Raw genomic sequence first — 25,351 nt, forward strand, 5'->3', positions numbered from 1 at the left:
GGTGAACGAGTGAGTATGATCCTGTGGCACCCCGAACGCCATCCAGCGGTGCCCACAAAAAACGACAAGGTACCAAACGTACCAAAAAAGTGCATCGGCCGCTTACTAAATTTTTGAACGAACCCGATCACCAATACGTCAAGAAAGCCATTCACAAAGCGTTCCAGGCCAAATTTAGTAGTCCCGTATTTGCGTGCCCGGTGTTGAACGACTTTCTCGCCAATCCGGCCAAAGCCGTTCCAGTTAGCCACAATCGGCAGGTTACGGTGCATGTCGCCGTAGAGCGTTGGTGCTATGGTTTTCACCACTTTCTGACGATAGGCTTTCAATCCGCAGTTGAAATCGTGAAGCTGCACCCCCGAAATCCAGCGCGATACCGAGTTGAACAGTTTGGTTGGCAGTGTCTTTGTAATGGGGTCGTAGCGTTTTTGCTTCCAGCCAGATACAAGGTCGTACTTTTCTTCCGTAATCATACGGTACAGCTCCGGAATTTCATCGGGACTATCCTGCAAATCGGCATCCATCGTAATAACAACTTGCCCCCGTACGGCCTGAAAACCTGCCTGTAAAGCTGCCGTTTTGCCATAATTTCGATTAAACCGAATGCCACGTACAGCGGAATTGGTACGCGCCAACCGGTCGATAACAGCCCACGAATCGTCGGTACTGCCGTCGTCAACGAACAGGATTTCGTACGTAAAGTGATGTTCTGTTACAACCCGTACTATCCAGTCGTGCAGTTCAGGCAGCGACTCATCTTCGTTGTAGAGCGGGATCAGAACGGTCAGTTGAAGCGATTCTGGCATATAATTAACTAAAACGCACAGGCGAACAGCAAAGTGCGCAACGATTACCGCAAAGGTCGCAGAGTTTTCAGAAAATCAGGTAAAAATCGCGAAGTAACTCTCGAAATTCTGACGTGTACGTTTCTCGTGGCTGGTTCTTTCCAGGCTCTGTCTGTCTACTGGTTTCATAAATCGTGAGCGTTTCCTGCTTTACTGAGCTGTTTCTGAACGAGAAACCGGTTACCACACGAAAAACAGGCTTTTGTGCATTATGCCTAAGAAACAACTGCTTAAACGGCCCCAAACCAGTTCCCTGGGTTAATTTTATTAATTTTTCGGTTTCATAAGGTGGCAGCAATACCCACCACTCCCCTGCTGGTTTCATCAACCGAACTACAGACGAAATCAATTCTGGAAACGGCAATTCGTTAGTATGGAGGGCACGATTTACGGCCTTATCCGGCGACCGAAGGTGGTTTGTATAGAACGGGGGATTTGTCAGAATGCGGTCGTAAAAAACTTCATCCCCGGCCCCTCTGCTGTTATAGGAGAGGGATGAAGAGTCGGGGATTCCCAATTTCCTCTCTCCTGTTATAGGAGTGGAGCCGGGTATGAGGTTAAAGTCCTGAATACGTTCATGAACAACATTCACACGCTCAGCAAACGGGCTGACGGTTACATTCTCACTAGCTTGCCCGAATGCAGCTTCGTCTACTTCAACCGCATCAATCAGTGCCGTTGGGTTTCGTTGAGCAGCCATCAGGGCCAGCAAACCCGTACCAGTTCCGATGTCCAAAACACGCCCGCCTTCGCCTAAATCCGCATAGGCTCCAAGCACACAGGCGTCCGTACAAACTTTCATGGCCGTACGCTCTTGCCGAATGGTGAATTGCTTGAACGAAAACAAACGGATTTACGAGTTACGATGTACGAATTACGATTTAATAAACGTATTTGTAGAATTCGTAATTTGTACATCGTAACCCGTAAATCCGTTCATTTTCTCCCAAAATCTGCTGGATTTTCGCCCCAGACGGTGGTTTCCCACTTTAGAACTTTGTTGGCGAACCGGTGGGTCTGGAGCCAGTTTTCGGCCCGCTCAAGCAACTCGAAGAGTTCGGCATTCCGAGCGGTTTCTTCGAGTTTGGTGTTCGCTTTTTTCTTTTGTACCCAGCCAATGGCCGTCCTGGAATCGGAATACACCGGAATGTTACTGCCCTTCTGATGAAGCAGGGCCAACGCATGGACGATGGCCAAGAACTCACCAATATTGTTGGTTCCATCCAAATAGGGGCCTTTTAGAAATAGCTTTTGTTTGGTAGCCAGGTAGATGCCCTGGTATTCCATATCGCCCGTTGCCGTATTCCAGGCCGCATCGACAACCAGGCTATCCTGAATGGGCAAGCCAACCAAACCATCCAGCTTTCCCTGTTTACCAGCGGGCTTGGTTGCCTGACCGATATGAACATGGGGTTTGTCTTTAAAGGCTTTCAGCGCAGCGGGTTTGCTATCGAACGACTTAAACAGGGGTTTAGGAAACCCATCCGTCTGGACTTTAGCTTCGTCCCAACTATCATAAACTCCTGGCTTTCGGCCTTGCCAGACAACATAAAATTTCGGCTTTTTCTCAGCCATAGCGAAATAACTTTCCTCAAAAGTAAGGACACGACTACGTATCCAAAACGATTTATGTTTTCCAGACAGAAAAAGCAATGCCCATACAATGCTTTTTCTGTCTGGAAATTAATTATTTTCCATTGATTAAACGCCTGCCCGACCATAGTACATACAATGTCAACCCGGCCAAGGCACTCCAGGCTAGTGTACAGGCAACCTGGAAGGAAGTTGGTGGAGGCATATCCACGATACCGTTCTCATCGGTCACGGCGGGTTGTTTTACGTATCGACCATCTGCCGATGGAATAGAGCGGGTCTCAAAATCATGGGCCAGCCGGTTAAGGCCTAACTCCAAGTCAAGCCCACGCACCGATACCCCATGCCCTGTTCCGGCAGCTAATGGGTTGAGGTTATTCAATTTTAACACCGACTTTTTAGCGGCTTCCCAGTCGCAGGTGAAATAGGCAGGTGGGCCGTGAAACTCTTCCCGCTGGGTAGCCACGGCTGTCATTGCGTTTTGGTTGGTTGTTACGAAGGCATCACCTGCCAGCAGGGTACGGTCTTTATCCCGAAAGAGCGAGATGTGGCCTGGGGCGTGACCGGGTGTATGGATAGCCCGCCAATCTGGTAACTCAGGAAAAGTACCGTTCTCTGCAATGGGTTTAATTCGATCACCAAAATCACTCGGTCCAATCGGAAATACCCAGGACATATATGCCATGGCACCACCGCCAATGGCTGGATCCGGGGGTGGATAGCTCGATTTCCCCTGCAAATAAGGCAGTTCGAGCCGGTGTGCGTAGACAGGCACATCCCAATCATTCAGTAAGGTTTTCAGTGTACCGGTATGGTCCGCGTGGCCATGTGTCAGTATAATCGCGTCGGGTTGGGTACCCGCGCCAAATAACTCTTCTGCCTTTTTCTTAATCTGGCCAGCATACCCCGCTAACCCTGTGTCAACCAGCACCCAGGAATTGCCAACACCGGGCGTTCCAATAAAGAAGACGTTGACAAACAACGTTTTTAACCCTGCCACATCCTCCGTTACATCATAAGGAGATTTTTTGGCCGTACCGACCGGCAAATCAAGTTCGAGTTCACTTTCCATGTTCGTTGAGTTTATTTTACTGCTCAACCTACAGGCAAACTAGATTGTTTGACAAGCCATGGGAACGGTCTACTCGTTAACTCCGCTCCTCCCAAACCTGCGCTACGTTTACAATTACCTCAACGGCCTTTTGCATATCCTGCACTGAAACCCACTCCAGGCGGGAGTGAAATGCATGCTCACCCGCAAAGATATTAGGGCAAGGCAATCCCATAAACGACAGTCGCGATCCATCGGTTCCACCCCGGACACTGCGACGCTCAGCAGATAACCCCGCCCGTCGGATGGCTTCGAGCGCGTTATCGACTACCGAAGGATATTGATCCAGCACATCTTTCATATTCCGGTATTGTTCTTTCACAACCAGTTGCGCCGATGAGCCAGGATAGTTCTTTACTATATCATTCAGCACATTTTGCAGGTAGGTTTCTTTTTCCTGTAAACCCACTTCCGTAAAGTCGCGGATAATGAATTCTAAAACGGCCTGATCCTGATTGCCCTCCATCCGCGTTGGGTGAACAAAGCCTTCTTTTGCTTCCGTGGTTTCGGGCGATAGGGCGTTTTTGGGCAACGCTGCCAGCAGATCAGCCGCAATTTTCAGGGCATTCTCAAGTTTGCCTTTGGCAAAGCCCGGATGAGTGCTCACCCCCTGAATGGTAATTTTTACCGCATCGGCAGAGAAGGTTTCATCTTCGAGCGTGCCCAACGCTTCCCCGTCGATCGTGTAGCCAAAATCAGACCCTAACTTCTGGATATCTACGTTTTCGGTTCCTCGCCCTATTTCTTCATCGGGTGTAAATAGCAGTCGAATACGACCATGTTTGATGCCTGGATTTGTGATCAGATAGTGTGCCGCATCCATAATTTCGGCTACGCCCGCTTTGTTGTCAGCTCCCAGTAGCGTAGTTCCGCTAGCCGTAATAATGTCATTGCCGATCTGATGCTGCAAATCAGGATGATCCACCACCCGGATCACCTGCGACGGATCATCGGGCAGGACAATATCAGAACCGTCCCAGTGCCGATGAATCATTGGTTTTACCCCCGCCCCTGTCACATCTGGTGACGTATCGACATGCGAACAGAAACAGATGGTTGGCACATTCGCCTTATCGGTATTGGCCGGTATGGTGGCGTACACATAGCCCCATTGGTCGAGTTCAGCGTCTGCGATGCCCATATCGAGCAGTTCCTGTACCAGTACACGGCTAAGATCTTTCTGTTTCTCGGTACTCGGATTCGCCGTCGATTGCGGGTCCGACTGGGTGTCAATCTGCACGTAGCGCAGAAAGCGGTCTACGGCTCCGGGCCGACGTTCGGTAAAGGTGTAATTTTCCATTTTTTTAAACGCAAAGGACGCAAAGAAAAGCGCAAAGGTAAACGCGAACATTCTTTGCGTTCTTTGCGTATACCTTTGCGCCCTTGGCGGTTAGACTTTTAAAATTCCCGCGAGATCAGCCGGAGAATAATTTACACTTTTTAGGGTCTTATGGTCAGCATCCCGAAACACCAGGTACTTCCCATCCGATTCGATGAAATGACAGGGAAACCCTTTCGCCTGGTATTCAGCTACCGTTGCCTCGGCTTCGGCAATCGTCAGGCAGGCTTTGCTCATATTTGAGCGCTGTACTTCATCAAAAAGAGCTTTAAATTTATCCCCCAATCCAAATTCAAGAACCGCCCCCGACAATACATATTGTAAATCGCACAAGGCATCGGCTACAGCCACAATGTCGCCCTCGGTAATGGCATCGCGCAGTTCATCAAGTTCTTCGGCCAGTAACGACACACGCAGTTGGCAACGCGCTGCCGATGGAATTTGGGGAGTTTCTAAAACAGGGGCATGGAAGGTGCGGTGAAATTCCGCTACCTGGTTAAGCGAATCAGGTTGGTGCATAGTCAATAATGTAAAATGGATAATGTAAAATGGATAATGGTTCGTCCGCATTGTTAGCGTAGCGTCTTACATTAATCATTGTACATTATCCATTATTCATTTAATTTTCATCTTCCTCGCTGGTGAAGGAGTATAGGGTTTTGTCTAGAGAAAGTGTATTTGCTTTGAAATGACTGACAAAGTCTTCGATTACTTCGTCGGTGATTTCGTCGACGTTCAGGCAAACGTCCAGGGCAATCCCATAATCAGACTGGGTATCGACTTCAACGTGTTCCTGCACTTTAACGGTTTCGGTCTCCTCAATTTCCTCGATTAGTTCGGTCAGGGCTGTTTCAGCTTCCTCCTCCAGCTCAGGAGCAATTTTGTAATTGGATTTGCGCTCTTCGGGTGGAACGTATTCAGGAAACGTTTTCTGAACCTGCTCCACCGCCATTTCGTACACTAAGCTGCTATGGTGCAGGCGTAGCGTATAAACGAGTGTATCAAAAATTACTTCCTGACCCTGATAGGAGCCTGGGAACTGAATATGTACGCATTCTCCCTCATCCAGCGTATCCAGATCGTCGTCTTCAACAATAACGAATGATTTGCCTTCCTGCAGGCACTCGTCTTTGAGTGCGCTGATTTCCTCCGGGTCGAACCCTTCGTTTTTATAAGTAGCCATATGACAAAAGTAAGGGTTAATACACTAGGATGAATGAACAATATCGAATTGATGCGCTACCTACTGGCTATTGTGTAGTTTATCTAGCCAACGGATTCACTCTCATTCAATCTAAAAGTTCACCTGATCAGTACTATACCCTATCCGATACGCTACTGTTTAAATGGGTCTGAAAATTTGGGGTCGGTGGTAATCGACTCATCAGTTAAGGTAGTAAAAAAGGCGAGTAAAGCAGCGACATCCGCTGGTGATACGGCATGTGCTGGTATTCCCGCACTACCCGAACCGGGAGATCCCGCCTTCAACATCGCACTCACATCCGCAACGTTTCCACTATGAAACAAGAATTTACGGGTACTGATGTTTCGTAGGGAGCCGCTCTTGAATCGATTCTGCCCATTGATACCGGACTCCAGCGGAAACGCAAATGGGCCTGCAGGTGTCGATGTGATAAACATTGGTGGCGTATGGCACCCCGCGCAGGCTGGAGCCGGGCCTCCTCCTCCCCCTCTAGGTGCGGTTAAAAACAGTTGCTCTCCCTGAGCTTCCAGGGATGTAAAGCTATCGGTCCCCTGTTTTACCCGGTCGTATTTCGATTGATAGGTAACAATAGAGCGTTCAAACTGAGCCAATGCCCGGGCAATTTTTACCGAATCAATCGTTGTACTCCCAAATGCCTTCTGGAACAAAGCGGGGTAATAACTTAGTCCATTGACCCGGCTTTCAAGCTCCGCTAGGGTAAGCCCCATCTCCAGGTGATTCTGAATGGGTTGTAACGCCTGCTTTTCTACGGTAGCCGATCGCTCGTCCCAAAACATTTTTCCCGATCTATAGAACCGCACATTCAGCAGCGACATTGAATTCCGGGTGGTGAGTGCATTATTGAAGCCTCTGCTTAAGGCAACATTATCATCAAAAGAAAGTGCCTGCTTATGGCAGCTCCCGCAACTTACCGTTCTGTTCAATGATAAGTTTCTGTCATAGAAAAGGACTCGCCCCAACGTAGCTCCGTCGTTGGTTATTGGATTATTGGCCGGTGTATTATCGGTAGCGGCAAGGGCAGTTTGAATATGAGCAGGAAACGGAACAAGGTAGTTGTAGGATGTGCCGGGGAGCGTTGGACCTGCCGTTAGCGCAGGGGCAAGCGCTTCGTCGGTCTTCGCGCAATTTTGAAACAGTAAAGAGATGCTGGCAATAAAGACAAGTAATTTCTTCATATAAATGAATGGCTTTTGGGCAATAGACGACCTTCGTTCTTAACTCCTACGGGTAGTTATTTTTTAGATAGGCTGACTGGATGATTACGCCAAAAGTAGTAGCTTGCTGAAGGATGAATTGGTAGTAGCTACCCTGCGATAATCGCTTTTTTTTAGTACTTATCAGCAAATTGATACGATGAAAACAGTACTTGTAACAGGTGCCTCTGGCAATCTGGGCACCAACCTCGTTGAAGAATTACACAAAGACGGTTACCACATCATAGCCACACTGGGTTCAGAGAAAAATCTGGACATTTTTAAGCATCTGCCAAATGTGGAGAGCCATGTTGTTAATCTATTGGAATCTGATAACGTTTCCAGTTTTTTGGGCAAGATTGGCCATAAGCCGATTCATGCAGCAGCCTTATTGGTTGGCGGTTTTGCAACGGGTGGCATTCAGGAAACTGAGATAGCCACGCTTGATAAAATGTACCAACTCAACTTTATTACCGCTTTTAACGTGGTTAAACCTCTGATGACTTTATTTGAAGCGCAGGGTGGAGGCCAATTTGTATTTATTGGGGCACGTCCGGCTATTGTACCCGAAGCTGGCAAAAATCTGGTTGCCTATGCACTCAGCAAATCCCTGATTTTTGAACTGGCCAATTTGGTAAATGCGGCTGGGAATGACAGCCACATTTCGGCAACTGTCATTGTTCCCAGCACCATCGATACGCCAATTAATCGGGAAGCTATGCCCGACGCTGACCCTACAAAATGGATTACACCTGAGGATATCAGCAAAACAATTGCCTTTGTCTTATCAGACACCGGCAGAATGATCAGCGATCCTATATTGAAGCTATACAATCAATCTTAAAATCTGTGCCGTTTACGTGGCCAGGTGCGTTTTCAGCCATTCCTTTACGACCGCTTCACCAAGATCTACAGCAGTTTCAATAGGTGTCGTGTCAACGTAGGCTAACGTATCATCGGGTTGGTGAATTCTGGGCATTTGTCCGTCTGCATTTAGGGCGCATAATGCCAGAACAGGAATACGGTTTCGTACAAACCATACACTGTCGAAGTCGGCGGTATGCCAGCGCCCTACCTGTGCCCGATCCTGAAACAACTCTGTGTCAATTAATTGACGAGCTATACGTGTGGGCTCATTTTTGTATTCAATGATTTCTGCGGTACCGGTTTTCTCAACAACCGTTAACCTTCCAGCACCCAGTGTATCGAAATTTATGACCATTGTTTGAGTCCGTTTCCACTCCCTTTTATGAGCCTCAACGAAATAGTAGGCCCCAAGCATACCCACTTCTTCGGCACTTGTCAGCACCACTTCCACATCCAGGCCCGGCAAATTTGCCTGATTTAGTCGATCGGCGGTAGCCAGCGCAGCCGCAACGCCCGTTGCATTGTCGCTGGCTCCATTGGTATATCCTTTTAGCCAGTAACCTGCCGTACCAATTATCGCTTGCAGTATGAAATAACCAATCAGACCATAACGTATATACGTTAGATAAGGCAACGCAACACCAAACACTTCCAGTGTGGCCAGCGAAGCGGCTAATAACATCAACCATAGAGAGATGAGCAGAGAAGCCCTAAAGCCAGCCTGTTGTTTTGGGCTATAGAGCAACGATACGGGAGCCGTGTCATAATGCGCCATCAAAATCACTTTCCGGCGATCCTCTCCTCCCCCCCTGTCTTTCCACTTTCCAATGACGTTATTAGCCGTATGCTGCACGGGAAATTTGACAATAAACGAATATCGCCAGTTGAAATATTTCCAGGCTAGAAAACCAAAATACCAGACGAAACCTACAGATACACCCGTAAACGGGATCAATACCAACCCGGCCACTATACCACCAATTAACCAGTAAACAATTGTCGCGTACGTTTTAGGGGTCTGAAATGGCTCCATTCGGGAGGTAGCTCCCATTTCTGCCAAATACGATTGAAGCAATCGGGCCGCTTCAGATCCTTGTGGCGTAGCAGTTCCGCGATGCGGTAAGGCAGTAAGTTCGCGTAAAATTGTCTGAACCGGTATTTTCATAAGCTCGCTGACTATACGTAAAGACCATTGTCAATGTAGATGGATTTGGCAAAAAAGGCAGGCACGGTTCACAAGCTACTTCATAACCCCCGATCTGACTTCCGAAAAAGAAAAAAATGGCCCTCAACCTAGCAATTAAGTTGAGGGCCGAAACTACACGTTCATCGATTGCTAGGCTACCAATTCCAGCAGACCATCCCGCTGTAAAACAGCCCGCTGACGCTCACTCAGGTCATCGGACGCTTTCATAAGCGGTAGTCGAACTTCAGCCGAAATCAGGCCCATGATCTCCAGAACATTTTTTATACCTACTGGATTTCCCTCTTCATACAGCAGTGGATCTATGCGGAGGAAATGACCAAGTTCTTTCTGTGCAAAGGCAAAATCACCTTGCAAAGCGGCTTCGATCATACCGGAGAATTTGGCCGGAAATGCGTTGGCTACTACCGACATAACGCCTACACCACCAATACTGATAATGGGTACGCCTTGTACATCATCCCCCGAAATAAGCAGGAAATCATCGGGTTTGTCGCGGGCAATTTCCATGCACTGTTCAATTACACACGATGCTTCTTTCACACCAATAATGTTCGGATGCTGGGCTAGTTCGCAGATGGTTTCAGCAGACATGTTAATGCCTGTCCGGAACGGAATGTTATAGAGAATAACGGGTACCGGACTGGCATCGGCAATACGTGTAAAGTGCTCGATCACACCACGTTTTCCTGGTTTATTGTAATACGGACAAACCGATAGAATAGCATCGACGCCTTCAAAATCAATGTCCTTCATACCCGATACAACCTCGGAGGTAACATTACCACCTACACCAAACACGATAGGCAGGTTCTTTGGGTTATTTTCCTTCAGGTAGTGTAATAACTGTTTCTTTTCCTGTTTTGTCACCGTAGGCGATTCGCCGGTAGTGCCTTGCAGGACGATGTAACGAACACCTCCGTCGGAGATGTGCCGGACAATACGACCGAAGCCGTTGTAGTCGATAGATAAATCGGCATTGAAAGGAGTTACAATAGCAACACCTACGCCATGGAATTTAGTATCCATTAGAAGAAACAGGAATGTATTATTCCTGCAAAGTTACGGGAATTTAGTGTGTAAACTCTCATTCTGTCAGCATTGCCAGAAACTCATCTTCGCTAATCATGGGCACATTTAGTTTTTGTGCCTTATCGACCTTCGATGGCCCAGCATTTTCGCCAACAATCAGGTAGTTGAGTTTTTTAGAAATTCCACTGAGAACTTTACCGCCGTTGGCCGCAATTCGGTTTTCGAGTTCTTCACGACTGAAATTTGCGAATGTGCCGGTATACAAAAAGGTTTTTCCCGACAGTGCATCCCCTTCTTGCTCTACCTCTTTCTTCTCGCCCATAAACTGTAAGCCAGCCGCCCTCAATTGTTCCACAAACGTCCGATTATAGGCATCAGCGAACCAGGCGACTACACTCTCGGCAATACGCGGACCCGTATCCGGCACAGCCAGTAATTGCTCCTGGCTTGCATTCATAATCGCATCCATCGACCCGAAATAGTCTACTAACTTTTCTGCCGTTGTATTGCCCACGTACCGAATTCCAAGCGCAAACAGCACATTTTGTACCGGTTGCGTCTTTGATCGTTCAATAGCTGTCAGAATATTCTCGACGGTTTTCTCCCGAAAGCTGACCACACGTTTTTTCCCGGTCTCCTCGTCCATGAACACTTTTTCAAGTCCCAGAAGCTGCTCACTTGTGAGGCTGTAAAGGTCAGCAGGTGTCTGCACAAGGCCCCTGTCGATGAGCATTTCTATTTTCCCTTCACCCAGGCTCTCGATGTTCATGGCTCGTCGCTGAATAAAATGCTCAAAGCGAGTCTGTCGCTGCGGTGGGCACCCCCGCTCATTAGGGCAATAATGATTTGCTTCGCCCTCCTTCCGAATTAAGGGTGTACCACAGGCTGGGCAGGTTGTTGGGTACTGAATAGGCTGACTTTGACCGGTACGCCGGGTGAGATCAACACCGGTTATTTTCGGGATAATTTCGCCCCCTTTCTCCACAAATACCGTATCGTACAGCATCACGCCCAATCGCTCAATTTCGTTGGCATTATGGAGCGATGCCCGTTTAACAACCGTTCCGGCCAATAATACGGGCGTCAGCAAGGCAACTGGCGTAACGGAGCCTGTCCGGCCAACCTGGTATCGAATGCCGGTCAACACCGTACTGGCTGCCATTGCTTTGTACTTAAATGCAATAGCCCAGCGCGGGCTTTTTGCGGTGTAGCCTAATTCACGCTGCTGGTCGTACCGATTGACTTTTATGACAATACCATCTGTACCGAGCGGTAACGAAAACCGTTTCTCCTCCCATTCATTGATGTAGTGCATAACCTCCTGAACATCGGCACATTTCTGCCAGGTTGGCGAGACGTTAAAGCCCCACTGTTTCATAGCAACCAGGCTTTCCTCATGGGTCTGAAATACGTCATTATCAGACAGGAACGAGTAGACGTAACAGTCGAGCCGACGTTTTGCTACAGCACTGGAGTCCTGCTGTTTAAAGGTGCCCGACGCGGCATTGCGCGGATTGGCCAGTAAGGGTTCGCCAATATCCTCACGTTCTTTGTTAATCCGCTCGAACTCGGCCAGCGGCAGGAAGCCCTCCCCCCGCACTTCGAATAGAGCAGGGGGCTCGGGGCTCGGAGCGGGGGGAATACCATCGCCAAACTCAATAGCAACCTGCCCTTTCTCCGCTACTTCCTGCTCCCTGCTCCCTGCTACACGCCCTTCACCTACTCGAAGCGGTACCGTACGAATAGTCCGAATGTTATTCGTTATATCATCACCCCGAACGCCATCGCCACGGGTAGCCCCTTGCACCAGTATCCCATTTTCGTAGGTTATACTCAGAGCGACACCATCAAACTTTAGCTCACAGATGTATTCGTAGGGTTGCCCATTTAAGCCCTTCTGAACCCGCTTATCAAATTCAACCAGGTCTTCTTCCGAGTATGTATTGCCCAATGATAGCATTGGAAACCGATGGTAGACGGTTGCAAATTCCTTGCTGATGGTACCGCCAACGCGGGCAGTAGGCGATTCGGGCTGGCGGAATTCCGGGTATTGTTTTTCAAGGTCAGCCAATTCGGCCAGGAGTTGATCGAAGGTGAAGTCATCAACTTCCGAAACACTATTCTGGTAATATTGATGGGTATAATAGTTTAGACGGTCGGTTAGTTCGGCTATGCGCTCCTGGGGTGTCATTTTGTAGTTGGTAATGGGTTTAGTGAGTGGAGTAAGTAGAGTGGCATAGGTGCATCAGGTTGACTAAGTTTCTGGTATTCATCCACTTCACCTACTCACCCCCCTACCCCTAGTTCACGGATCACTTAATCACTAATCAGCAATATTGGGTTTGTTTCCTCGTTCAAGCAAAAAAACGTTAGTTTTACAGGATAAAAAAATAAGTAATTGACAACGCCTACTGACTAAGTCTTTCTTTTTCAATTGATTGCTTTTTCAGGACTTCAGAACAACCATGACTCAGCCTTTTATTGCTCCTTCGCTACTGGCCGCCGACTTTGCTAATCTGCAAAAGGAGCTGGATTTAATAAACCGCAGCGAAGCCGATTATCTTCATTTCGATGTAATGGATGGCTTGTTCGTACCCAATATTTCGTTTGGCTTTCCACTCCTGGAAACCGCAAAAAAATACTGTGAGAAGCCATTGGATGTCCACCTGATGATCACACAACCGGAGCGTTATCTGGAGGCTTTTGCCGAAGGCGGAGCATCGGTCATTCACGTGCATTATGAAGCCTGTACCCATCTTCATCGAACGCTGACCCGCATCCGCGAATTAGGTTGCCGGGCAGGCGTAGCGCTGAATCCGCATACACCCGTTTCCGGACTTGACGATGTGCTGGAACAGATTGATGTCGTTTTAATCATGTCTGTGAATCCAGGTTTTGGTGGACAATCGTTTATACCACATACCATTCAAAAAGTAATCAGGTTAAAACAATTACTGACGGCAAATCACTCGACAGCTCTGATTGAAATTGATGGAGGAGTTAGCGAAAAAAACGCACAATCTTTAGTCAATGCCGGTGCAGATATACTGGTAGCAGGCAACTCCGTTTTCAGAGCGAGCGATCCCTTGGAAGCGATCCGCCAATTAAAAAATAGCAGCCTGCCCATGGTGGCCTGATGCTTTTTGTCACTCTTTATCTACTTGAATTCGTTGGCATCCTCCATGAAGAAATTATACCTGGCCCTAGTACTCAGTTCGCTTCTCCTGACAACGGCCTGTCGCAATACTCCACAGGACCAAACCGATAACCCATCTTCTGATACAACATCGCGGGCTACTTTACCGGCGCCCGACTGGGCTAAAAACGCAACTATTTACGAAGTTAACACCCGCCAGTTTTCACCCCAGGGCAATTTCAAAGCTATAGAAGCTCAATTGCCCCGACTGAAAGAAATGGGCGTCGATATTATCTGGTTGATGCCCATCTACCCAATTAGTCAAGGAGCGCTTAGTAGTCCCTATGCTATAGTCGATTATAAGCTGATCAATCCAGACTATGGCACACTGGCCGAATTCAAATCACTTGTAAATCGGGCACATGCCCTGGGCTTACGCATCCTGCTGGACTGGGTGGCCAGCCATACAGCCCAGGATCATGCCTGGGTACAACAACATCCCGATTGGTATGTGACGGAGAAAGGGAAAATGGTCTCTCCCGGCAAACCTCAAAGCGGCATACCAACCGGCTGGGCCAATGTAGTAAAACTCAATTACGACAATCCGGATATGCGTAAAGCCATGACTGAGGCAATGCAGTACTGGCTCAAGGAAACTGATATCGATGGCTATCGTTGCAATGCGGCAGGTTACGTACCAAATACTTACTGGGCCGAACTTCGCCCCCAACTCGATAAAATCAAAACTGTATTCATGCTCTCGGAATGGGAAGATGACCCGGACCAGTTCAAAAGCTGCTTCAATATGAACTACAGTTGGACAATGTATAACATGATGAAGGCGGTAGCCAAAGGGGAACGTACCGCCGATAAGATTGACTCGCTGCGCGAAGCAAACCAGAAACGCTTTCCGAGTTGGTACTACCAGATGATGTTTACGCAAAACCACGACGAAAATACCAATAATGGTACGTTGGACGAGTCATTTGGCCCCGGAGCTGACGCCTTCCTTGTTCTGAGCAGTACGCTCGAAGGCATGCCGCTGGTGTATAACGGCATGGAGTCGAATCTGAACAAACGACTGGCCATTTTAGAGAAAGATACCATTTCGTGGGGCAATTACGCCAAGAGTGATTTTTTCAAAACATTACTCACACTTAAACACCGTAATCGTGCCCTTTGGAATGGTCAGGCGGGTGGTAAAGCGGAAAAGATCATCACCGATCATGACGACAAAGTATATGCTTTTCACCGCCAACGTGAAAATGATCGTGTGGTGGTCATTCTTAATTTAAGTGGGCAGGCTAAAACGATTCACATGATGGGTGATGGTTTTACAGGCATGTATACCGAAATATTCAGCCATCAGCCTGTGGAATTGAAACCAGAAATGGCTGTTACCCTTAAACCCTGGGAATATCGGGTGCTCACAAACTAAGTTTTCTCAGTTTGGGGCACCATGTGTACGCAATTCTATGTTTAGAGTTGCAACTATTGCAACATAAATCAGTCTATATTACTCACCGTTTCATCTATATATGCGAGTTTGGAGCATTTTGGCGGGTATATTGGTTGTAATGGCCAGTTCGGTCAGCAAAGCGCAGTCGCCTGACGCGCCACAGCGAACTGCCAGCCGTAACGATGCACCCACCACCGAACGAAACCCAATCCAATGGGCCAGTCGTGTGGTTGGCGTATCGTCAGAAAAGAAAGGCGAACCCACTGGCGAACAATATAAAGCCTCACAGGCCCTTGGCCGCCCCAGTAAAATTCCCGAAATGGGCGAAAGCCCATGTGCCTGGGCCCCTTTTTATGCCGATGGTACGGCTGATGAATGGATACAGGTAGGCTTTGAAAGACCAATACAGGCACGGCAAATCATTATAGCAGAAAACGTAAATCCGGGTGCGGTTGTCAACGTCCTCGTAATTGACGAAAAAGGAAAGGAGCATTCTGTTTATCAGGCAGCCAGCGTTCAGCCACGCCAGGACCCGCTCCTACGGATTTTCCCAAAAGATTCCGCCTACCTTTGTGCCCAAATTAAGGTTGTATTAAATGGAGCTGCCCTGAAGGGCATGAATCAGATTGATGCCATTGGTATTTCAGAGGATACAAAACCGATTACGGTTGGCATCAATGTTTCAAAAAATACGCCCAAGGACATTCAAAAGGAGAACCTCGGTAAAACCGTTAATTCACCTGGCCAGGAAGTGGCCCCTGTCATTTCGCCCGATGGCCGGACGCTTTATTTTACCCGAAATTTCAATAAAGCGAATATGGGTGCCCCGGACCGACAGGACGTCTGGTACTCTACGCTTGAGTCAGCCTCAAATGGCAACCCGGCTAGCTGGAGTGAAGCCATTAATATTGGCCCTCCCATCAACAATACCGGCGATAATGCCATTAGTGGTATGGCGCCCGATGGACGGACGGCGTACCTCATTAATGTGTATCGGCCCGATGGTGGTATGTCGTTTGGTATTTCTAAATCCATCCGAACCAAAGCCGGCTGGTCGCAACCCGTTGAATGCCGAATTGCGAACAATTACAACCTGCACGAAAAAAATCAACTGGAGTTTTGTGTCTCGCCCGATGGAAAAGCCATCATTCTGGCAGTTCAACGAAAGGATACCCGAGGCAATCGTGACCTCTATGTATCGTTGCAGAAATCGGATAATACCTGGTCGGAGCCGGTTTCTTTAGGGGGTGTTGTCAATACGGCCGAATTTGAAAGCTCTCCTTTTCTGGCTGCAGATGGCCGAACACTTTATTTTACGTCGGCCGGACATCCTGGCTTCGGAAATGGCGATATTTTCGTCAGCCGTCGGCAGGATGAATCCTGGGGAAACTGGAGCGAACCAGAAAACCTTGGCCCAGCCATTAACACAAACGAATGGGATGGTTATTTTACCATTCCAGCCTCCGGCGATTTTGCGTATCTGAGTTCGCGGGCAGGCTCATTGGGTGAGGATGACATTTTTCGGTTAAAACTATACCCAGCCATTAAGCCCGATCCCGTTGCCATTATTTCGGGACAGGTGTTAGATGCCCAGAGCAAAAAACCGGTAGCCTCAGAAGTAGCATCCGGTTTATTCGGCGATGACAAAGAAATAGCCAAAGTAGATTATAGTCCAGAAACGGGCGAGTACAAGATGATTCTTCCCACTCAGAAAGTCTATAACCTGAAGGCTAAAAAAGAAGGCTATTTTACAACAACTGAAACAATCGATCTAAGCAAAGACAAACGATTCCGGGATATCCGGCGCAATTTGTATCTGGTTAAAATTGAACCTGGGCAAAAAATTGTGATGCGTGAGGTACTGTTTCAACAGAGCCAGTTTACCTTGCTCCCGGGCGCAAATTCAGAGCTGGACCAGGTCGTTTCTATGCTTGAAAAATACCCAACTATGGAATTGCTGATTGAAGGTCATACGGACAATCAGGGGGATTGGGAGCCCAATATGAAGCTTTCCGAAGATCGCGTTCGGGTTGTAAAAGGGTATCTGACCAGTAAAGGAATTCCAGAAACACGTATCCAAACAAAGGCGTGGGGACCCAGCAAACCCATTGCCAGCAACGAAACCGAAGAGAAGCGTAAACAGAACCGGCGCGTAGAATTCACAATCCTGAAACTATGAGAACCCGGATTTTGCGCGTAGTTTTGGCCCAATGTCTGTTCCATTATCCCGCAATAGCCTGCTTTTATTAAGTGCCTTACTGGTACTTGCCCTGGGCCTTCGCCTGTACCGAGTTGGTACGTATGGCATTTATTTCGATGAAAAATCGACACTTCTCATCAGTCAGGGAGTTTGCCTCGAAGGGGCGAATCAGAAAGATGTTTTCAACAAGCCGTACTTTACACCTGCTGAATTCTGGAAGCCCAAAACCATTCATGACTTCATAGAAGCCAATATCCGGGGAGATATTGGTAATAGCCCGGCTTACTACGGTGTGCTGTGGCTTTGGCTAAAGGTGTTTGGTTTAAGTGACACATCGCTCCGAATGCCTTCGGTTATTTTCAGTACGCTAATTGTCCTACTGCTATTCGTTTTTGTGCGTCGGCACTTCCGGCCAAATCAGCGAACTACCAGCTCAGATCAATCTAGATTTCTTGCTTTGTCCGATAGCCTGGCGCTCACGAGTGCCGCAATTGCTACCATCGAACCCTTTTTTGTATCCTATAGCCACATTGCCCGGAATTATTCCATGACGTTCTTTCTGACGTTGCTGGCTACCCATATTTTTCTACTGATTCAGGAACGCGTTCGTTCTTCATCGGGACGTTCTCCACTTGGGCTCTACCTGGCTTATGGACTTGTTTTTGTAACGGCGGTGCTTTCCCATTATTTAACCGTTACCGTATTTCTTTGCCATGGTCTCTACGCACTTTTTTATCTCCGAAACGGTCGGGCATGGGTATCGCTGGGCATAACAGCCATTATAGGACTCGGGTTGATTTCATTATGGTTTCAGTATGGGGGCGGCACCTACACGTTTTATATCCTGGAAGAGCAGAAGAATTTTTATCGGAATCTGGCGCTTACCAATCCACTAAACAATGGTTTCGGCATCATTCTCCCCGCCACAATTCCGAACATTGCTGTTCGGGCCGTTCCCGTTTTTTCAGATTTATTTATCGTCACCAACGGTATGACCGCCGTGTTGAGTAGTATTCGAAACGCGCTGCTGGCAATAGGTTTAGGCATTATAGCAACCCTGGTGATGCATCGGTATTTTCTAGTAGCCAAACCACCCGTTTGGGTTTATGTTGCGATCCCATTACTACTACTGGCAGGTTTGCCGTTTTATACTATACTACCCATACGGCTGTTAGTATTGTCGATTTCCATTCCATTCATTTACCTGATTGGCCGGTATGCCTTAAGCCAAACGGATTCCCTACAGAAGCGTTTTGTCGTTCTCCTGCTCTTATTGGCTTTTGTACCCACGCTTTTTCTGTTGTTTATGGCCTGGCGCTCCGGGCATACGTATGGTATCACCCAACGGTATTCTGGGTTTTCGTTTCCCTACGTCTGTATTTTAGTAGGCATGGGCCTGCTTCAGCTAAGCAAAACGCGCTGGTGGTTCAGCCTGCCAATTGCAGCCGTCTTACTGATTCAGGCAGGCCATATTGTCCAGCTACTGGGCGGTATTTACGCCGATACTGCCGCAAAATACACGCTCTTTGGTACCCCACGAATTGCCAATCCCTATTGGGCATCCGCACAACAATTGAAACGACTTTACACCCCTGGCGATACGATCCTTTATCCGAATAAAAAGCGCATTATCTTATCGGAGAAAAATGACCGAACATTCTCCCCTGTTTCGCTCTTCGATGCACAGTTAGTCAATGTTTATCTACCCAAAGATGCTCAATTCATTCAGCGGGTCGATCCAAACGAACGCGACCAGATTGTGCTGGTGAAAGGGCATTCGGATAAAAAAATCACTATTTTTGATTTCAAAGGAAGTACCTATCGCTACGGCGATTAACAACAAATAATGGATAATGAAGAATGTACAATGAATAGGGGTTCTCCGGGAGGCATTATTCATTGTACATTCTTCATTATCCATTTACTTAACAATCATGACTTCAACAACCGAACAAACTGATCTGCAAACGCTCCAGGGGCAACTCAGGCTCAAAATACTAAGCCTCTATAACCAGGCTCATGCCGGTCATATCGGTTGCTCACTCAGTTGTGTAGACCTGATGATAGCCACACTAGTGCTTCGTAAACGGGAACAGGATACCTTTTTGCTTTCAAAGGGGCACGCGGCAGCCTCACTTTACGCGTGCCTGAACCATCTGGGGGAGATTTCGGACGAGACACTAGCCACTTATTACCTAAATGGTACTACCCTGCCCGCCCACCCAGCACCCAATCAGCATGCAGGCATTCCGTTTGCTACGGGTTCACTGGGACATGGATTACCCATTGGTACGGGCATAGCGCAGGCGGGTAAGCTCATAGGAGACGATTCACGCGTCTTTGTTCTTATGTCGGATGGGGAAACAAATGAAGGTACAACCTGGGAAGCCGCTCACTTTGCCATTCAGCACGAGTTGGATAACCTGATTGTGCTAATCGACAAAAACGGTTTACAGGGTTTTGGTCAAACGGCAAATGTGTTAGGCGATACGGCCGATGTTCAAACCTGGAACGCTATCGGCTTTGAAACGATAGTTGTCGATGGGCATAACGTTTCGGAACTACTGGAAACAATTGACCAACTGACAGCTACGCCAAATGGGAAGCCTAAACTAGTGATTGCCAGAACGGTTAAAGGGAAGGGCGTATCCTACATGGAAAACCGGCTGGAATGGCACTACCTCCCAATGACCGAAGCACAATATGAGCAGGCATATGCTGATGTAAACGAGCGCTATCTATCCGGTCACGTTGTCGGCGTGTAGCTATTAGTCAATTACCGTTACCTATAAAACTGCCTGGTAAAGCGGGCATATCCGTCTTTTGCCGTAATTTGCGGCCTGAATGAATCAGTCTGCCCCCAATTTGCTACCTACTGATAGTACCCAACTCAATGGTCCCATCGTCGTTTTTGGAGCCAGTGGCTTCATCGGCGCCAACCTATTTGAACAACTCTTCCGCGTCCGCAAGGATGTGTACGCGCTGACCCACGATGCCACCAAAGCCTGGCGGCTTAAGCTTCTGGATGTACCCGCCGAAAATATCGTTCACTGCGATATTTTGTCCAATACATCGGTACAGGATGTTTTTGGTAAAATTAAACCAAAAACGATTTTCAATCTGGCAGCCTATGGTGCCTACAGCAAGCAGAAAAATGTTGGCCTCACCTATGAGACAAACGTACTGGGTACGGTCAACATTCTTGAAAACTGCACATCCGATATGGTTTATATCCATGCCGGGAGCAGTTCAGAGTATGGCTTTAACTGTACCGCCCCCAAAGAAACCGACCGGGTAGAGCCTAATAGTCACTATGCCGTTTCGAAAGTATCAGCGGCTTATACGCTTGAGTACTACGCGAAAGTTCATAAACTGAACACGCTTAATCTACGGCTTTACTCCATTTATGGGGGTTGGGAAGAGCCTGACCGGCTTATCCCCAGGCTTGTAGAAGAGAACCGGAAAGGACAACTGCCTCCGCTTGTATCGCCCGATATCAGCCGCGACTTTGTGTATGTGGACGATTGTATCAATGCTTTTGTGCAGGCGGCTCTGCGAGTCAATGCCAGCATTCGGGGCCGGTCGTACAACATCGCAACGGGACAAAAAACCACTATGCGCGAGTTGGTCGATGTAGCACGGCAAACCTTTGGGCTGACGCAGGAACCCGTTTGGGGGAGTATGACGAACCGCAACTGGGACCTCTCCGACTGGTATGGCGATCCGACTGCTGCCGAAACCGATCTGGGCTGGAAAGCTACGACCTCACTCAGCGACGGCCTTCGCCAAACCGCCGACTGGCAGATTGCGCACCAGTACGAAAGCCGGGTTATCCCGGCCTTTCAAACGCCTACGCTCAACCCGGTTATATCGCCCATTATTGCCTGTTACAAAGACGCACAGGCAATTCCGTACATGTACGAGCGGTTGGTAAAAACCTTCAATGAAATGAAGGTGCGCTACGAAATCATTTTCGTGAACGATAACTCGCCCGATAATACTGATGAGGTGTTGAACGAAATTTGCGCCAAAGACCCGAACGTAATTGCGATTAAACATTCGCGGAATTTTGGATCTCAATCGGCCTTTTTGAGTGGTATGGAAATCGCAACGGGCGATGCTGTCGTGTTGATGGATGGTGATTTGCAGGACCCGCCGGAAGTGATTCCGAAGTTTTACGAAAAGTGGCAACAGGGATTCGATGTGGTATATGGCGTTCGGGTGCAACGTGAAATGCCTCCTCACGTGCACTTTTTTTATAAACAGTTTTACCGGCTCTTCAAACGGACAGCGTACATCAATATCCCGGTCGATGCGGGTGACTTTTCGATCATTGACCGGAAGGTGGTGCGCGAGCTGGTCAATCTGCCCGAAACGGAGCAATTCCTGCGGGGACTTCGGGCGTGGGTAGGATTCAAACAAACAGGGGTAGACTATGTACGTCCAGAACGGATGTTTGGCATTTCAACCAACAACTGGACCAAGAATATCTGGTGGGCTAAGAAAGCCATTTTCTCATTCAGCTTTGCGCCACTTGAGTTGATGACCTACGCGGGTTTTGTGCTGACGGGCTTGTCCATGCTGGGTATTGTCTGGCAGATCATTTCCCGACTTTTCAACTTCGACCCAAACACTCCCTATGGGTTATCGACCGTTATTATTCTGGTCATGTTTTTCGGTGGTATCAATTTGTTGGGTATTTCGTTTTTAGGCGAGTATATCAGTAAGATATTTGAGGAGACCAAAAAACGTCCGAAATTTATCCGAACGATGGTTCGCAAGGGAGATCGGACTTATAAAACGGCGGCTGAAATCAGTACGATGATCGAGCAACGAAAAAGTAAGTAAATTTGCGTGAACAATATTGGCCATTATGACACTACTCAATCGTATAACAGTTGACCCTGCCGTCTGTCATGGAAAGCCTTGTATAAGAGGAATGCGATGGCCAGTTGAAGTCGTGCTCGATTTATTAGGATCGGGCATGACGATTAATGATATACTTATCGATCATCCTGAACTGGAGCGGGAAAACATCATTGCCAGCCTGAACTATGCCCGAATCCTTTTATCTGGGCAGATATCAGCAGCGGCCTAATGAAATTTATCTGCGACGTTCATATGCCAATTCGCTTGTCTAAATTTTAGCAGCGCATGGACATGATTCTGTTCACGTCAATCAGATATTAAACGGTTCACCTACCCCTGATTCGGCCATAACTCAGTATGCTGATCAGAACGATTATATTGTCATCACCAAAGACACTGATTTTCGAAACGCTTATTTATTGAAAAAATCGCCCTGTAAACTGATTCGGGTATGTCCAGGCAATATTACCAATGATCGTTTGCTAGCATTATTCGAAAATCAGTTAGTATTAATTAAGAAATTGGATCAGGAGGATTCATTTTATATGGAAATCAATCCTGACACTATTTTAATTTACTAGTAGACGGTTTTACTACTGTCAAAAATAGTATGCGTAAAGAATTTTCAGCCGCCATCGAGAAAATCGGGCGCGAAGACGATAAAGTAGTTTTTATCACGGGCGATTTGGGGTATGCCGCCCTCGAAAACGTGGTCGATGCGTTGGGTCCCCGCTTCATCAATGCGGGCGTTGCCGAACAGAATATGGTTGGTGTAGCTGCTGGTATGGCCTATAAAGGCTATAAAGTATTCTGTTACAGTATTGCCCCCTTTGTCGTGTATCGATGCCTTGAGCAGTTTCGAAACGATGTGTGTCTACACAAAATGCCGGTGTTTTTGGTCGGCAATGGCGGAGGGTATGGCTACGGCATCATGGGTAGTACGCACCACGCCATTGAGGATCTGGCCTGCCTGAGTAGCCTGCAAAATGTGAATACCTACATCCCGGCCTTTGCCGACGAAGTAGCGCCAATGCTGGATCAGATTGTAGCTGAAGGCCGTCCAACCTATTTGCGTTTAGGCGCAGGTCCGAACACGCCCGATGGAGCCGAAACCTACGGTTCGTTTAAACACATTGTCAAAAGTCCAGCTTCCATTGGAACGGTTGTGGCGTTAGGCCCTGTGGCAGCCAATGTATTGACAGCGCTTAAAGACGAGCTGTTGACGGGTCAGTTCGATGTGTTTACGGCAACCAATCTCCCTCTTGATCTGCCTTCCGATTTAGCACACCGCTGGGCAGGGAAACCGCTGCTGGTCGTTGAAGAGCACGTATTGGTCGGTGGTCTCGCCCAACAGCTATCTGTCAAATTGCTGACAGATGGGGTCATGCCCAGCCGGTTTGTGAGCCTTTCGGCACAGGGCTATCCGAATGGCCTGTACGGCGATCAGAAATACCACCAGCAACTATCGGGATTAGACCCGGCCACTATTGCCCGGCAATTAGCCTCCTTCACGAATTAGACATTTTATCCGTTATCCCTTGGTTACGCTATCCAATACCCGGCAATCACACCAGACTCGCTACAAACCCTTCGATCTATGGGTAGCTGCGTTTCTGATTCTGATTCCGGTCTTCGTGTTTTGGTATGTATGGGCAAGCTATGCGGTGAATGTACCTAAGTGGGACGATCATGTTCTACGAGCATTTTTGTTTAATCTGGATAAGGAAACATCCGTTTCGGAAAAGCTTTATGAGCTTTTCCGACAGCATAATGAGCACCGAATCGTTTATGACCGCATCATAACCTGGTTTGATTTCCATCTGTTTGGCAAGTTCAATTACCGCCATTTAATGGTGATTGGCAACATGAGCCTCCTGGGGTTGATTGCTATTTTCGGGCTGGCAATAGGTCATTCAGTTACGCAACGAGGGCTGAAGTATAGGCCCTCTCCCAATCTGGCCGATTGCCTGGTTTACCTCCCTCCTGTTGCCTTTCTGCTGCTAAACCTATCTCAGTGGGAGAATATGTATTGGGGTATGGCCGCTCTACAGAACTTCACGGTAATCCTCTGGATCGTTTGGGCCATTTATCTGCTCGCCTTTACTCAAAAAATTGGTCCTGCGTTACTAGTTGCGCTGGCAGCTACCTTAACCAGTGGTAATGGATTGCTTGTCTGGCCCATTGGCTTCGCGCTATTGCTTTTACAGCTTGTACTTAAGGATCGGCAAAAGCGTAAGCCATTAATTTTCTGGAGTTTAAGTACGCTCATTTCGATTCCGCTCTATTTTCTGCATTACAAAAGCCCGCCTGGTAACCCTCCTGCCAAAGGTTCTATCACTGAGTTGATTGGGGGCTGGTTAGCTTTTATTGGATCGGCTGCCGAAGCGTTGCCCATACGTCCAGTTATTGGTAACTGTATGTTGTTTGGTGGACTGATCTTACTCATCGTTCTGGCTATCTGCTTATACATTCTGCGTAAATGGCTAAGTCGTAGAACCCTGTCCCCTTTCGATTATTTCTTTCTGGGTACCGCAGCTTTTTTAGTTGGTACAGGCGTGATTGTAGCCTGGACAAGAGCAGGGTTTGGGATTAATACACTCATTACCAGTCGATATAAACTTTATTCGTTGCTGTTGATGGCTCTGGTATACACTTACATTGTCGGTGAGATTCAGCAATCAGCAAAAAAATGGATACTGGCTTTAGGACTATTATTCAGCATCAGCCTGATGTGGAGTTCTTACCTGACCTATCTGAGCGATACCATCTGGCTACGACAGTACTTGATTACTAGTCAATTTAACTGGACCCATCCCGGCAACAGTCCCACACCCAGTATCGACTCCACAACCAATCGCTACATTGATTTATCACCTGGCTTCTACGACTCGGCCCTGGCAACGATTTATGAACCTGCCCAACCACCACTCGTTAGTCTTCAGATCGCTAAACAAGCGGGCGGGTACGATCTACAAAACACAACTACGCCTGCCCAGGGATTGGGTGATGCGGGGGCCTATATAGTGGCGCGGTCGTCAAAACGAACCTATTTATTTCCAGTCCGGCAAAATCAACAATCAATCCGAAAAGCAATCATCCGTCCCGCGAACTTGTTTACAACAGGATTCCGAACGAGTATATCTTCTGCTGATCTGGACGCAGGTAGTTATCAGCTTTTTATTCTGACCTTTTCGGATGGGAAAGCCAATCTCTCCCCTACGAATCAGATGATCGAATCGGAAGGCCCACCCGTTACGACAGCAGCGAAGAACTGGTAA

The 25,351-nt window shown here is 47.8% G+C and carries 22 protein-coding genes; 11 read left to right on the plus strand and 11 right to left on the minus strand.

The features are described from left to right. The 8 genes from ACYVGO_RS27745 to ACYVGO_RS27780 form a co-directional block, all read right to left on the minus strand. Positions 1 to 806 (minus strand): glycosyltransferase family 2 protein (locus tag ACYVGO_RS27745; RefSeq protein WP_460972052.1); only part of this gene is annotated, 806 nt, incomplete at its 3' end. Between the two features lie 67 nt (positions 807 to 873). Further along, on the minus strand, positions 874 to 1,647 hold the full coding sequence (locus tag ACYVGO_RS27750; protein ID WP_460972119.1) for a tRNA1(Val) (adenine(37)-N6)-methyltransferase: 774 nt from the start codon (positions 1,645 to 1,647) through the stop codon (positions 874 to 876). A 134-nt stretch (positions 1,648 to 1,781) separates the two neighbouring features. Further along, entirely contained in the window at positions 1,782 to 2,420 is a 639-nt protein-coding gene (locus tag ACYVGO_RS27755; RefSeq protein WP_460972053.1) for a ribonuclease H1 domain-containing protein, read from the minus strand. Positions 2,421 to 2,532: 112 nt separating this feature from the next. Next, a complete protein-coding gene (locus ACYVGO_RS27760; protein ID WP_460972054.1) occupies positions 2,533 to 3,510 on the minus strand; it encodes an MBL fold metallo-hydrolase in 978 nt (325 codons plus the stop codon). 76 nt (positions 3,511 to 3,586) lie between these two features. Next, positions 3,587 to 4,849 carry a peptidase T gene (gene pepT / locus ACYVGO_RS27765; protein ID WP_460972120.1) on the minus strand — a complete coding sequence of 421 codons (1,263 nt, stop codon included), beginning with the start codon at positions 4,847 to 4,849 and terminating at the stop codon, positions 3,587 to 3,589. 90 nt (positions 4,850 to 4,939) lie between these two features. Next, complete coding sequence (locus tag ACYVGO_RS27770; RefSeq protein WP_142772674.1) at positions 4,940 to 5,407, minus strand: pyrophosphohydrolase domain-containing protein; 468 nt, start codon at positions 5,405 to 5,407, stop codon at positions 4,940 to 4,942. 100 nt (positions 5,408 to 5,507) lie between these two features. After that, positions 5,508 to 6,071, minus strand: a complete 564-nt coding sequence (locus ACYVGO_RS27775) for a hypothetical protein (RefSeq protein ID WP_142772673.1) — start codon at positions 6,069 to 6,071, stop codon at positions 5,508 to 5,510. A gap of 152 nt (positions 6,072 to 6,223) precedes the next feature. Beyond that, a complete protein-coding gene (locus ACYVGO_RS27780; RefSeq protein ID WP_460972055.1) occupies positions 6,224 to 7,288 on the minus strand; it encodes a cytochrome-c peroxidase in 1,065 nt (354 codons plus the stop codon). 178 nt (positions 7,289 to 7,466) lie between these two features. Between ACYVGO_RS27780 and ACYVGO_RS27785 the strand changes: the two genes are divergently transcribed. Beyond that, positions 7,467 to 8,150, plus strand: a complete 684-nt coding sequence (locus tag ACYVGO_RS27785; RefSeq protein ID WP_460972056.1) for an SDR family NAD(P)-dependent oxidoreductase — start codon at positions 7,467 to 7,469, stop codon at positions 8,148 to 8,150. Between the two features lie 12 nt (positions 8,151 to 8,162). On the opposite strand, the gene ACYVGO_RS27790 is transcribed toward ACYVGO_RS27785, so the two are convergent. The 3 genes from ACYVGO_RS27790 to ligA all read right to left on the minus strand — a co-directional run bounded on the left by ACYVGO_RS27790 (position 8,163) and on the right by ligA (position 12,600). Then, positions 8,163 to 9,338: a M28 family metallopeptidase gene (locus ACYVGO_RS27790; RefSeq protein WP_460972057.1), complete on the minus strand. Its 1,176-nt coding sequence runs from the start codon at positions 9,336 to 9,338 to the stop codon at positions 8,163 to 8,165. Positions 9,339 to 9,509: 171 nt separating this feature from the next. Then, positions 9,510 to 10,406, minus strand: coding sequence for a 4-hydroxy-tetrahydrodipicolinate synthase (gene dapA, locus ACYVGO_RS27795; RefSeq protein WP_460972058.1), 897 nt, complete (start codon positions 10,404 to 10,406; stop codon positions 9,510 to 9,512). Positions 10,407 to 10,464: 58 nt separating this feature from the next. Beyond that, on the minus strand, positions 10,465 to 12,600 hold the full coding sequence (gene ligA, locus ACYVGO_RS27800) for an NAD-dependent DNA ligase LigA (protein ID WP_460972059.1): 2,136 nt from the start codon (positions 12,598 to 12,600) through the stop codon (positions 10,465 to 10,467). Positions 12,601 to 12,874: 274 nt separating this feature from the next. Here ligA and rpe point away from each other — a divergent pair, with 274 nt between their 5' ends. The 10 genes from rpe to ACYVGO_RS27850 all read left to right on the plus strand — a co-directional run bounded on the left by rpe (position 12,875) and on the right by ACYVGO_RS27850 (position 25,351). After that, positions 12,875 to 13,546, plus strand: coding sequence for a ribulose-phosphate 3-epimerase (rpe, locus tag ACYVGO_RS27805; RefSeq protein ID WP_142772667.1), 672 nt, complete (start codon positions 12,875 to 12,877; stop codon positions 13,544 to 13,546). Positions 13,547 to 13,591: 45 nt separating this feature from the next. Beyond that, positions 13,592 to 14,983: an alpha-amylase family glycosyl hydrolase gene (locus ACYVGO_RS27810; protein WP_142772666.1), complete on the plus strand. Its 1,392-nt coding sequence runs from the start codon at positions 13,592 to 13,594 to the stop codon at positions 14,981 to 14,983. Positions 14,984 to 15,083: 100 nt separating this feature from the next. Continuing rightward, complete coding sequence (locus tag ACYVGO_RS27815) at positions 15,084 to 17,183, plus strand: OmpA family protein (RefSeq protein ID WP_460972060.1); 2,100 nt, start codon at positions 15,084 to 15,086, stop codon at positions 17,181 to 17,183. A 31-nt stretch (positions 17,184 to 17,214) separates the two neighbouring features. After that, positions 17,215 to 19,041: a glycosyltransferase family 39 protein gene (locus ACYVGO_RS27820; protein WP_460972061.1), complete on the plus strand. Its 1,827-nt coding sequence runs from the start codon at positions 17,215 to 17,217 to the stop codon at positions 19,039 to 19,041. Positions 19,042 to 19,138: 97 nt separating this feature from the next. Then, a complete protein-coding gene (locus ACYVGO_RS27825; protein ID WP_460972062.1) occupies positions 19,139 to 19,969 on the plus strand; it encodes a transketolase in 831 nt (276 codons plus the stop codon). 79 nt (positions 19,970 to 20,048) lie between these two features. After that, the gene (locus tag ACYVGO_RS27830; protein WP_142772662.1) at positions 20,049 to 22,052 is read left to right on the plus strand and encodes an NAD-dependent epimerase/dehydratase family protein; all 2,004 of its coding nucleotides are present in this window, start codon (positions 20,049 to 20,051) and stop codon (positions 22,050 to 22,052) included. A gap of 25 nt (positions 22,053 to 22,077) precedes the next feature. Beyond that, positions 22,078 to 22,302 carry a DUF433 domain-containing protein gene (locus ACYVGO_RS27835; RefSeq protein ID WP_142772661.1) on the plus strand — a complete coding sequence of 75 codons (225 nt, stop codon included), beginning with the start codon at positions 22,078 to 22,080 and terminating at the stop codon, positions 22,300 to 22,302. Between the two features lie 43 nt (positions 22,303 to 22,345). Further along, positions 22,346 to 22,654 carry a DUF5615 family PIN-like protein gene (locus tag ACYVGO_RS27840; RefSeq protein ID WP_460972121.1) on the plus strand — a complete coding sequence of 103 codons (309 nt, stop codon included), beginning with the start codon at positions 22,346 to 22,348 and terminating at the stop codon, positions 22,652 to 22,654. A 29-nt stretch (positions 22,655 to 22,683) separates the two neighbouring features. Next, positions 22,684 to 23,592, plus strand: coding sequence for a transketolase family protein (locus ACYVGO_RS27845; protein WP_460972063.1), 909 nt, complete (start codon positions 22,684 to 22,686; stop codon positions 23,590 to 23,592). Positions 23,593 to 23,611: 19 nt separating this feature from the next. Then, positions 23,612 to 25,351, plus strand: a complete 1,740-nt coding sequence (locus tag ACYVGO_RS27850; RefSeq protein WP_460972064.1) for a hypothetical protein — start codon at positions 23,612 to 23,614, stop codon at positions 25,349 to 25,351.

The sequence above is a fragment of the Spirosoma migulaei genome (assembly GCF_054776855.1).

Bases quoted from the DNA above. Each gene is read 5' to 3' on its own strand.
- ACYVGO_RS27845 (WP_460972063.1), top strand. From the start codon at position 22,684: ATGCGTAAAGAATTTTCAGCCGCCATCGAGAAAATCGGGCGCGAAGAC.
- ACYVGO_RS27780 (WP_460972055.1), bottom strand. From the start codon at position 7,288: ATGAAGAAATTACTTGTCTTTATTGCCAGCATCTCTTTACTGTTTCAA.
- ACYVGO_RS27775 (WP_142772673.1), bottom strand. From the start codon at position 6,071: ATGGCTACTTATAAAAACGAAGGGTTCGACCCGGAGGAAATCAGCGCA.
- ACYVGO_RS27770 (WP_142772674.1), bottom strand. From the start codon at position 5,407: ATGCACCAACCTGATTCGCTTAACCAGGTAGCGGAATTTCACCGCACC.
- ACYVGO_RS27830 (WP_142772662.1), top strand. From the start codon at position 20,049: ATGAATCAGTCTGCCCCCAATTTGCTACCTACTGATAGTACCCAACTC.
- dapA (WP_460972058.1), bottom strand. From the start codon at position 10,406: ATGGATACTAAATTCCATGGCGTAGGTGTTGCTATTGTAACTCCTTTC.
- pepT (WP_460972120.1), bottom strand. From the start codon at position 4,849: ATGGAAAATTACACCTTTACCGAACGTCGGCCCGGAGCCGTAGACCGC.
- ACYVGO_RS27750 (WP_460972119.1), bottom strand. From the start codon at position 1,647: ATGAAAGTTTGTACGGACGCCTGTGTGCTTGGAGCCTATGCGGATTTA.
- ACYVGO_RS27835 (WP_142772661.1), top strand. From the start codon at position 22,078: ATGACACTACTCAATCGTATAACAGTTGACCCTGCCGTCTGTCATGGA.
- ACYVGO_RS27820 (WP_460972061.1), top strand. From the start codon at position 17,215: ATGTCTGTTCCATTATCCCGCAATAGCCTGCTTTTATTAAGTGCCTTA.
- rpe (WP_142772667.1), top strand. From the start codon at position 12,875: ATGACTCAGCCTTTTATTGCTCCTTCGCTACTGGCCGCCGACTTTGCT.
- ACYVGO_RS27810 (WP_142772666.1), top strand. From the start codon at position 13,592: ATGAAGAAATTATACCTGGCCCTAGTACTCAGTTCGCTTCTCCTGACA.
- ACYVGO_RS27825 (WP_460972062.1), top strand. From the start codon at position 19,139: ATGACTTCAACAACCGAACAAACTGATCTGCAAACGCTCCAGGGGCAA.
- ACYVGO_RS27785 (WP_460972056.1), top strand. From the start codon at position 7,467: ATGAAAACAGTACTTGTAACAGGTGCCTCTGGCAATCTGGGCACCAAC.
- ACYVGO_RS27755 (WP_460972053.1), bottom strand. From the start codon at position 2,420: ATGGCTGAGAAAAAGCCGAAATTTTATGTTGTCTGGCAAGGCCGAAAG.
- ACYVGO_RS27815 (WP_460972060.1), top strand. From the start codon at position 15,084: ATGCGAGTTTGGAGCATTTTGGCGGGTATATTGGTTGTAATGGCCAGT.
- ligA (WP_460972059.1), bottom strand. From the start codon at position 12,600: ATGACACCCCAGGAGCGCATAGCCGAACTAACCGACCGTCTAAACTAT.
- ACYVGO_RS27760 (WP_460972054.1), bottom strand. From the start codon at position 3,510: ATGGAAAGTGAACTCGAACTTGATTTGCCGGTCGGTACGGCCAAAAAA.
- ACYVGO_RS27790 (WP_460972057.1), bottom strand. From the start codon at position 9,338: ATGAAAATACCGGTTCAGACAATTTTACGCGAACTTACTGCCTTACCG.